The 8,210-nt window shown below is 75.1% G+C and carries 8 protein-coding genes and 1 pseudogene; 6 read left to right on the top strand and 3 right to left on the bottom strand.

Going from position 1 to position 8,210, the window contains the following annotated elements:
- A pseudogene (locus ACIQE0_RS30855) lies at positions 1-483 on the bottom strand (hypothetical protein); the annotation flags it as partial.
- A gap of 251 nt (positions 484-734) precedes the next feature.
- Here ACIQE0_RS30855 and ACIQE0_RS30850 point away from each other — a divergent pair.
- The gene (locus ACIQE0_RS30850) at positions 735-1,115 is read left to right on the top strand and encodes a hypothetical protein (RefSeq protein ID WP_402338473.1); all 381 of its coding nucleotides are present in this window, start codon (positions 735-737) and stop codon (positions 1,113-1,115) included.
- Between the two features lie 345 nt (positions 1,116-1,460).
- On the opposite strand, the gene ACIQE0_RS30845 is transcribed toward ACIQE0_RS30850, so the two are convergent.
- A complete protein-coding gene (locus ACIQE0_RS30845; RefSeq protein ID WP_402338470.1) occupies positions 1,461-2,393 on the bottom strand; it encodes an SDR family oxidoreductase in 933 nt (310 codons plus the stop codon).
- A 355-nt stretch (positions 2,394-2,748) separates the two neighbouring features.
- On the opposite strand from ACIQE0_RS30845, the gene ACIQE0_RS30840 reads away from it, so the two are divergent.
- The 3 genes from ACIQE0_RS30840 to ACIQE0_RS30830 are packed head-to-tail and all read left to right on the top strand — an operon-like array spanning position 2,749 to position 6,213.
- A complete protein-coding gene (locus ACIQE0_RS30840) occupies positions 2,749-4,077 on the top strand; it encodes a multidrug effflux MFS transporter (protein WP_366331960.1) in 1,329 nt (442 codons plus the stop codon).
- Between the two features lie 56 nt (positions 4,078-4,133).
- Positions 4,134-5,207, top strand: coding sequence for a serine hydrolase domain-containing protein (locus tag ACIQE0_RS30835; protein WP_402338466.1), 1,074 nt, complete (start codon positions 4,134-4,136; stop codon positions 5,205-5,207).
- A gap of 52 nt (positions 5,208-5,259) precedes the next feature.
- Positions 5,260-6,213: a small ribosomal subunit Rsm22 family protein gene (locus tag ACIQE0_RS30830; protein WP_366331958.1), complete on the top strand. Its 954-nt coding sequence runs from the start codon at positions 5,260-5,262 to the stop codon at positions 6,211-6,213.
- Positions 6,214-6,301: 88 nt separating this feature from the next.
- On the opposite strand, the gene ACIQE0_RS30825 is transcribed toward ACIQE0_RS30830, so the two are convergent.
- A complete protein-coding gene (locus ACIQE0_RS30825; RefSeq protein WP_402338462.1) occupies positions 6,302-6,481 on the bottom strand; it encodes a DUF6243 family protein in 180 nt (59 codons plus the stop codon).
- A gap of 171 nt (positions 6,482-6,652) precedes the next feature.
- Between ACIQE0_RS30825 and ACIQE0_RS30820 the strand changes: the two genes are divergently transcribed.
- Positions 6,653-7,252, top strand: a complete 600-nt coding sequence (locus ACIQE0_RS30820) for a TetR/AcrR family transcriptional regulator (protein WP_366331956.1) — start codon at positions 6,653-6,655, stop codon at positions 7,250-7,252.
- A 143-nt stretch (positions 7,253-7,395) separates the two neighbouring features.
- Positions 7,396-8,133: a bifunctional DNA primase/polymerase gene (locus tag ACIQE0_RS30815; protein ID WP_366331955.1), complete on the top strand. Its 738-nt coding sequence runs from the start codon at positions 7,396-7,398 to the stop codon at positions 8,131-8,133.
- Positions 8,134-8,210 lie beyond the last annotated feature (77 nt).

Raw genomic sequence — 8,210 nt, 5'->3', positions numbered from 1 at the left:
CCGGCTCCCGGCTCCCGGCTCCCGGCTCCCGGCTCCCGGCTCCCGGCTCCCGGCTCCCGGCTCCCGGCTCCCGGCTCCCGGCTCCCGGCTCCCGGCTCCCGGCTGGGCGAGCTTCTTAGTGTATCCAACGCCGTGCGAAAGGACACTCAACCTGCCCTGCAACGCATGGAGTTGACCTCCGAAGCTGGCGGACACGGCGAGGTCCACCGGGGTCGCCAGGGCCTGTTCCCAGGGGACCACGGGCAGGCCCAACTCGGCGAACAGCTCGCGGATTCCGCCCTGGAACGCGGACGATCCGGTCGAGGTGACCAGCAGCTGCACCCGGAAGTCGTCATGGAAGAGAGGTAGGACGTCCAACAGGCGCCCGGCGGAGGTGACGTTGTGCACCACGAGCAGAACGCGCCGGCGCGTCGCCCGGCTCGCCCACCGATCGGAGCCCTCCCCGACGGGCACGCGGATCAACGGGGTGTCGGACGGCCCCACTTGTCACCTCCTGCTGGTGGCACGGTCATTGCGCTTCCCCGCCACCCTAGCCAGGCGCTGACCGCCGAAAGCCCTCGCCCCGTGCGCGGGGCGGTGGTCGCGGCCGCCTCGGGGCGGGCGCAGGGGGCGGTGCGGTGACCGCCGCTCCGGTCACGCCGGCTTGTGTTCGAGGCGGTGCCGACGGGCGTCGCGGGCGCCGCCGGGCAGTACCCTCGTGGCTTTCCGGGGTAGTCACACGAGGGGGCGCCGAGGTGCTGAAGCACTACTACCGGCTGGTGTATTGGAAGAGACGGATCGGGCGGGCGTTGGGGTGGCGCCGCCGGCCCGGGACGGGAACGGACGCGGCGACGGGCCGGGGCGCCGCGGGTACGCGGGGGGCGTACCGCGGGAACGGCCGGCGGTCCGGGCGGGTGCGTCGATGGCTGGTGCGGGCCCGGCCGTTGCTGCTGTTCATGGTGCTGCTGCTGATCGTGGTGGTGGTGTCGGCGCTGCTGGGCTGGCGGGACGACACCTTCGGGGCCGGGCACCAGGAGGGCGGGTCGATCGTCCATCCGTCCGGGGCGGCACACGAGGCGATCACGGCGTCCTGCGTGCCGCGGAACGGGGCGTGCGCGGTACCCGGGCGCCGCTGAACGTACCCGTGCGGCGGTGAGCACGCGCGTGCGGCGGTGAACGCACCCGTGCTTCGGTGAACACGCTCGTACTGCGGTGAACGCACCCGGTCACTCAGGTCCGCGGGCCGGGCGAGGACCGGGGCGGGACCGAAGGGGACGCGGCAGGACCGGGCGCCCGCCGTACCCCACCCGCGCTCTCGGACGTCCCACGTCCTCCCAGCGGAGCGGTCCGCCGACGCCCACCCGCACGCCGCCCGCTCGTCCGCACGGCGCCCGCCCGCCCGTCCGCGCGCGCCCGCCCGCCCGCCCGTCCGCGCGCCGCCCGCCGGCGAGCCCGGGCGGCCCGCTCCGCCCCTCTGCCCCTCAACCCCGCCCGATGTAGGGCATGGCCGTCGCCATCACCGTCGCGAACTGCACGTTGGCCGCCAGCGGGAGCGCCGCCATGTGCACGACCGTACGGGCCACGTCGGCGGCGTCCATGACCGGTTCGACCTCGGTGCGGCCGCTGGCCTGGAGGATTCCGGTCTGCATCCGGCTGGTCATCTCGGTGGCCGCGTTGCCGATGTCGATCTGGCCGCAGGCGATCCGGTACGGACGGCCGTCCAGGGACAGCGACTTGGTCAGTCCGGTCATCGCGTGCTTGGTGGCGGTGTACGCGATCGAGTGCGGCCGCGGCGCATGGGCGGAGACCGAGCCGTTGTTGATGATCCGCCCGCCCTGCGGGTCCTGCTCCTTCATCGTGCGGAACGCGGCCCGGGCGCACAGGAAGGCGCCGTTGAGGTTGACGTCGACCACCGCCCGCCAGTCGTCGTAGGAGAGCTCCTCCAGCGGGACCGGCGGGCCGAAGGCGCCCGCGTTGTTGAAGAGCAGGTCCAGCCGGCCGAAGCGGTCGCGGGCCGTGGCGAAGAGGGCGTCGACCTGGTCGGGGCGGGTGACGTCGGTCGGGACGGACAGCACCGCGGGGCGCTCGACGCCCGCGTAGCCCACCTGGTGGGCGGTCTCCTCCAGGGCCTCCGCGCGCCGGCCGGCCAGGACCACCGTCCAGTGGTCGGCGGCCAGCGCCAGGGCGACCGCCCGCCCGATGCCCGAACCCGCCCCGGTGACCACGGCCACCTTCCGGCCCGCCGCGTCGCCCTCCCTGACCTCCTGGGGCACGGGGGCCGTCCACGGGGTGCGGCCCCGCGAGGAGGGCGCCGGGAGCGTCGGCCGGGGCGCGGTCGCGGTCCCGCCCTCCGGCCCGGTCCGTGCCACCGGCGTCGTCCGTGCCGCCCCTGCCCGCGCTGCGTCATATGCCATGGCGGCAGCGTAACGGCGGACGGGGCGCGAACCGGCGCGAACCGGGCGCGTGCCGGGAGGCGGTGTCAGGAGCCGTGGGGCGGGCGGCAGTTGACGGGGTGGCGGGCGGCCCGCGCGCCCCGGTGGCCCCCGGAGGAAGGCGCGGGCACCGGGGGAGGACCCAGGTGGGACGTGGGACGAGAGGAGGGGACGGGGCGTAGGACAGAGGTAGGGCGGACGGAGGACCGGCGGGGGGACGGATCGGAGAGCGGGCGTAGGGCGGACGGATGACCGGAGGTAGGTCCAAAGAACCGCGGTCGCGCCGACCACCGCGTGCCACCATGGGTGCCGACATCACCGACCCATGGAGACGCTCATGACAGAGCCCGGCGCCCCCGCCGCCGAGACCCAGGACGACGCCGCCGGACAGCCCGCCATATCCGGGCGGGACGCGCCCGCCGCCCCCACGGCCGCGCCCCGCCGCACCAGCCTGCTCGTCACCCTCGTCCTCGGCGGCCTGACCGCGCTCCCGCCGCTCTCCATGGACATGTACCTGCCGGCGCTCCCGCAGGTCACCGCAGCCCTGCACAGCCCGGCCGCCACCGTCCAGCTGACCCTCACCACCTGCCTGGCCGGTATGGCCCTGGGCCAGCTGATCGTCGGCCCGATGAGCGACAAGTGGGGCCGCCGCCGCCCGCTGCTCGTCGGCATGGTCCTCTACGTCCTGGCCACCGCCCTGTGCGCCTTCGCCACCAACGCCGAACTCCTCATCGCCTTCCGCCTGCTCCAGGGACTGGCCGGCGCGGCCGGCATCGTCATCGCCCGCGCCGTGGTGCGCGACCTGTACGACGGGGTGGCGATGGCCCGGTTCTTCGCCACGCTGATGCTGATCTCCGGGGTGGCGCCGGTGGCCGCCCCGCTCCTGGGCGGCCAGATCCTGCGGATCACCGACTGGCGCGGCGTCTTCGTCGTGCTGACCGTGGTCGGCGTGCTGCTCACCCTCCTGGTCTGGCGCCGGCTGGGCGAGACGCTGCCGCCGGCGCGCCGCCGGCCCGGTGGCCTCGGGCCGGCCCTGCGCACCATGCGCGACCTCCTCGCCGACCGGGCCTTCTCCGGCTACCTCCTGGTGGGCGCCTTCGCCTTCGCCGCGCTCTTCGCCTACATCTCCGCCTCGCCGTTCGTCGTCCAGGAGATCTACGGCGCCTCCCCGCAGACCTTCAGCCTGCTCTTCGGGCTCAACTCCATCGGGCTCGTCGCCGTCGGCCAGATCAACGGCAAGCTGCTGGTCGGCCGGGTCGGCCTGGAGAAGGTGCTGGGCGTCGGCCTGGTGGTGATCGCCCTGGCCGCCGCGGCCCTGCTGCTGCTCACGTCCGGGGTCTTCGGGAAGGCCGGCCTGGTCCCGGTGGCCGCCGGGCTGTTCGTGCTGATGTCCGCGATGGGCCTGGTGATGCCCAGCACCAACACCCTGGCCCTGCTGCGCACCCCGCACGCGGCCGGCTCCGCCTCCGCGCTGCTGGGCACCTCGACGTTCCTGCTCGGCGCGGTCGCCTCGCCGCTGGTGGGCATCGCCGGCGAGCGGACGGCCGTGCCGATGGCCGTCGTCCAGCTGTCGTGCGCCGTTCTCGCGCTCGTGAGCTTCCTGGGGATGTGCCGTCCGTGGCAGCGTAAGGAGGAACGCACCGCCGGCGAGAGGACCGCACGCTGAACGCCACCAGACTCAAGCCCGGGACGCCGGCCGAGGCGGGCCTCCACCCCGCCTGGATGGCACGGCTGGTCGCCGGCGTGCGCGCGCTGCCCGAAGGCCGTCAGCCGTGGTGTGCGGGAGCGGTGGTGCTGGCCGGCCGGGGCCCGGTGGTCGCCGCCGAGGCCGCCGCCGGCTGGGCACTGCGCTACCGCGCCTACGACCCCGCGCGCGACCGGGGCCTGGACCTGCCCCGCGACCTGTGGGAGCCGATGCGGGTCGGCACCGTCTTCGACCTCGCCTCGGTCAGCAAGCTCTTCACCGCCCTCGTCGCCGTGCAGCAGGCCGAGCGCGGCCGGCTCGCCCTCGACGGGCCGGTCGCCGCCCACCTGCCGGCCTTCGCCCCCGGCACCACCGTCCGCGACCTGCTCCGGCACACCTCCGGCCTCGCCCCCGAGCTGCCCTTCTACGAGCACCGCGACCGCGCCGACCAACTGGCGCTGCTGTGGGCCGAGGCGGCCGCCCCCACCGGCGGCCCGTACGGCGGGTACCGCTACTCCGACCTCAACCTCATCGCCCTCCAGCTGCTGTTGGAGGGACTCACCGGACGCCCCCTGGACGCCCTGGTCCGCGACGGCATCACCGGCCCGCTCGGCCTGACCAGCACCGGCTACGGCCCGCTGGCCCCCCAGGGCGTGGCCGCCACCGAGGACCAGCGGCGCCCCTGGGCCAAGGCCGACCGGGGCCTGCTGCGCGGCACGGTGCACGACGAGAACGCCTGGGCGCTCGGCGGCGTCGCCGGCCACGCCGGGCTGTTCTCCACCGCCCAGGACCTGGCCGTGCTCTGCCGGACGCTGCTCAACGGCGGCGCGTACGGCACCGCCCGGATCCTCCCCCCGGCCTCGGTCGCCGCCCTGCTCGACCCGCCCGGACTCGGCTTCGCCGTCGATCAGCCGTACTTCATGGGCGAGTTGGCGGGCCGGGGCGCGGCCGGGCACGCCGGGTTCACCGGCACCAGCCTGGTCCTGGACCGCGCCACCGACACCTTCCTGGTGCTGCTCGCCAACACCGTCCACCCTCGGCGCCGGACGGGCGGCAGCGCCCCGCGCGCCGCGGCCGCCACCCGCCTCGCCCGCGCGGCGGCCGCCGCCTGATCCCGCCCGGGCCCGGCACACCCCCGTCCCGGACCCCCGTAAACTTTCCCGAATGCACGACGAACTGCGCGCCGCCCTGGCGGGCCTGCTCGACGGCCTGCCGCCCAAGCAGGCTGCGCAGGCCGTCGAGCGGCTGATCGCCAACTACCGGGGCCGCACCCCCACCGACGCCCCCGTCCTCCGGGACCGCGGCGACGTCGCCGCCTACGCGGCCTACCGGATGCCGGCCACCTTCGAGGCGGTGCGGGCCGCGCTGGCCGCCTTCGCCGCCCGGGTCCCCGACTGGTCCCCGGCCACCCACGTCGACGTCGGCGGCGGCACCGGCGCGGCCACCTGGGCCACCGCCGCCACCTGGGACGGCCCGCACAGCACCGTCCTGGACTGGGCGCAGCCCGCCCTCGACCTCGGCCGCGAACTGGCCGCCGGAATCCTCCCGGACGTCACCTGGCGCCGCCAGGCCCTCGGCGAGGGCCTCACCCTCCCCGACGGCACCGACCTGGTCACCGTCTCCTACGTCCTGGGCGAGCTGCGTCCCGAGGACCGCCGCGCGGTGGTCGCCGCCGCGGCCGCCGCCGAGGCCGTCGTCCTGATCGAACCGGGCACCCCCGAGGGCTATCTGCGGATCCGCGAGGCCCGCGAGCAACTGGTCGCCGCCGGGCTGCGGATCGTCGCGCCGTGCCCGCACAGCGCCGCCTGCCCGATCGCCCTGGGGGAGGACTGGTGCCACTTCTCCGTCCGGGTCAGCCGCTCCTCGCTGCACCGCCAGGTCAAGGGCGGCTCGCTGGCCTACGAGGACGAGAAGTTCAGCTACGTCGCCGCCACCCGCAGCCCGGCCACGCCGGCCGCCGCCCGGATCGTCCGCAAGCCGCAGCTCCGCAAGGGCCAGGTCCTGCTGGACCTGTGCACCGCGGACGACGCGCTGCGCCGGGACACCGTCACCAAGCGGCACGGCGCGGCCTACCGGGAGGCCCGCGACGCGGCCTGGGGCGACGCCTGGCCGCACTGAGGCCGGCCCGCGACGGCGGAGGCCGAAAGCGGCCCTATGGTGCACCCGCCGGTGCGCCATAGGGCCGCGTCGCCTCAGGTGCTCTCCGTCAGGTGCTCCGGGTCCGCTCCTGCATCTTCCGTAGCAGCTCCTGCCGCTGTTCCCGCGGATCGTGCGGGCCCGGCGCGCTCGGGGTGCGCCCGCCCGCGCCGCCGCGCAGCGCACCCCGCGAGAGCGTGCTGCGGGTGCCGCCGATGCCGAGCATTCCGCCTGCATTTCCCTTGCTCATAAGGCGAGTTCCTTCCTGTGGAGGGTGTCCGGCGGGGCGCTCCCGTGCATCTGAACCCCCGCACTCGAAGCGAGACGACTCGTCTCGCTCTCGCAGGCCCTCATCCTTGAGCGAGACGAACCGTCTTGTCAAGACGATACGTCTCGCCTTCCCCTCGTTACACTCCCCTCCATGGCCAACAAAGCAGCCCCCGACCCCACCCGCCGCAGCGAACGCTCCCGCCGCGCCATCTTCGACGCCGCCCTCGCCCTCGTCGGCGAGGTCGGCTACGACAAGCTCACCATCGAGGGCATCGCCGCCCGCGCCGGCGTCGGCAAGCAGACCATCTACCGCTGGTGGCCCTCGAAGGCCGCCGTCCTCCTGGACGCCTTCGGCGCCGTCGTCGAGGAGTACGACCAGGAGGGGCTCCCCGACACCGGCGACCTCGCCGCCGACCTGAAGTCCGTGCTGCGCGCCACCGCCGACGAGTTCAACGACGCCGCCTGGCAGGCCCCCTACCGCGCCCTCGCCGCGGCCGGTGCCAACGACGAGGAGCTCTCCCGCACCTTCGTCGGCCGCCTCATGGAGCCCGGCATCCGCGCCTACGTCGACCGGCTCCGCGCCGCCCGGGACGCCGGCGAACTGGATCCGGACACCGACGTCCGGATCGCCGCCGAGATGCTGCTGAGTCCCTTCTCACAACGCTGGCTGATGCGCACCGGGGAGCTCACCCACGCCTTTGTCGACACCCTCGTCGACCAGGTGCTCAACGGACTGCGGCGGCGCGACTGACCCGCTGGGGCGGCCGGCCGGCGATGGCGTGAAATGACCCTGTTCGCCCGTACCTCGTTCACTCCGGATCCGCACACCGGTCACCTGGCGCCCAGGATGGTGGCAGCATTGACCCCAGACCACCGCTCGAAGTGAGGGGATTGATGGAACGCAAGAGCAGGTTCTCCCAGTGGCTGCGCCGGCCGAGGAGCGGAACGGGCGGCGATACGGACACGGGATCAGCGGCTGCCGGCCGCGAGGACCTGCTGATGGCGGCCGTCGACGCGGGATTCCCGGTCGCCCCCGCCGCCCACCCCTCCGGCTACGGCTGTTCCTGTGAGCGCATCGGCTGTCCCACCCCCGGCCGCCACCCCGTCTCCTTCGGCTGGCAGACCGTCGCCACCACCGACCGCGACAAGGTCGCCGCCTGGGTCCGCACCCTCCCGGAGGCCAACTTCGTCACCGCCACCGGCATGGCCCACGACGTCCTCGACGTCCCCGTCGAGGCCGGTCACAGCGCGCTGGCCCGGCTGGAGGCGGCCGGCGTCGAGGTCGGCCCGGTCAGCCTCAGCGGCGCCGGCTTCGGCGACGGCCGGATGCTGTTCTTCACCGCCACCCGCGGCACCCCGGACGACGAGGACGAGTGGTGGCCGTGCGAGCTGGACTGCCATCCCGAGACCCTCGACGACCATCCCGGCTTCCGCTGGCACTGCCGCGGCAGCTACGTCCTGCTGCCGCCCTCCACCCTCCCCGGCGACCAGCCCGCCGTCAGCTGGCTGCGCGGCCCCGAGCTCCCGCTGCCGGACCCGCTGACGCTGCTGGAGACCCTCACCGACGCCTGCGCCGAGTTCGTCGACCGCGCACCGGACCACGAGACGGCGGCCTGGCCCATCGGGCGCTGACCGACGTCCCACCTCCCCGACCGCACCAGGGCGGCCCGCAGCACTGAGGGGCCGCGGGCGCCGCCTCACCTGGCGCC

This window comes from Streptomyces sp. NPDC093097 (genome assembly GCF_044754325.1).
Lineage (GTDB): Bacteria > Actinomycetota > Actinomycetes > Streptomycetales > Streptomycetaceae > Streptomyces.
The sequence above is the reverse complement of the archived record's forward strand: the minus strand, read 5'-3'. Positions and strand labels throughout refer to the sequence as shown.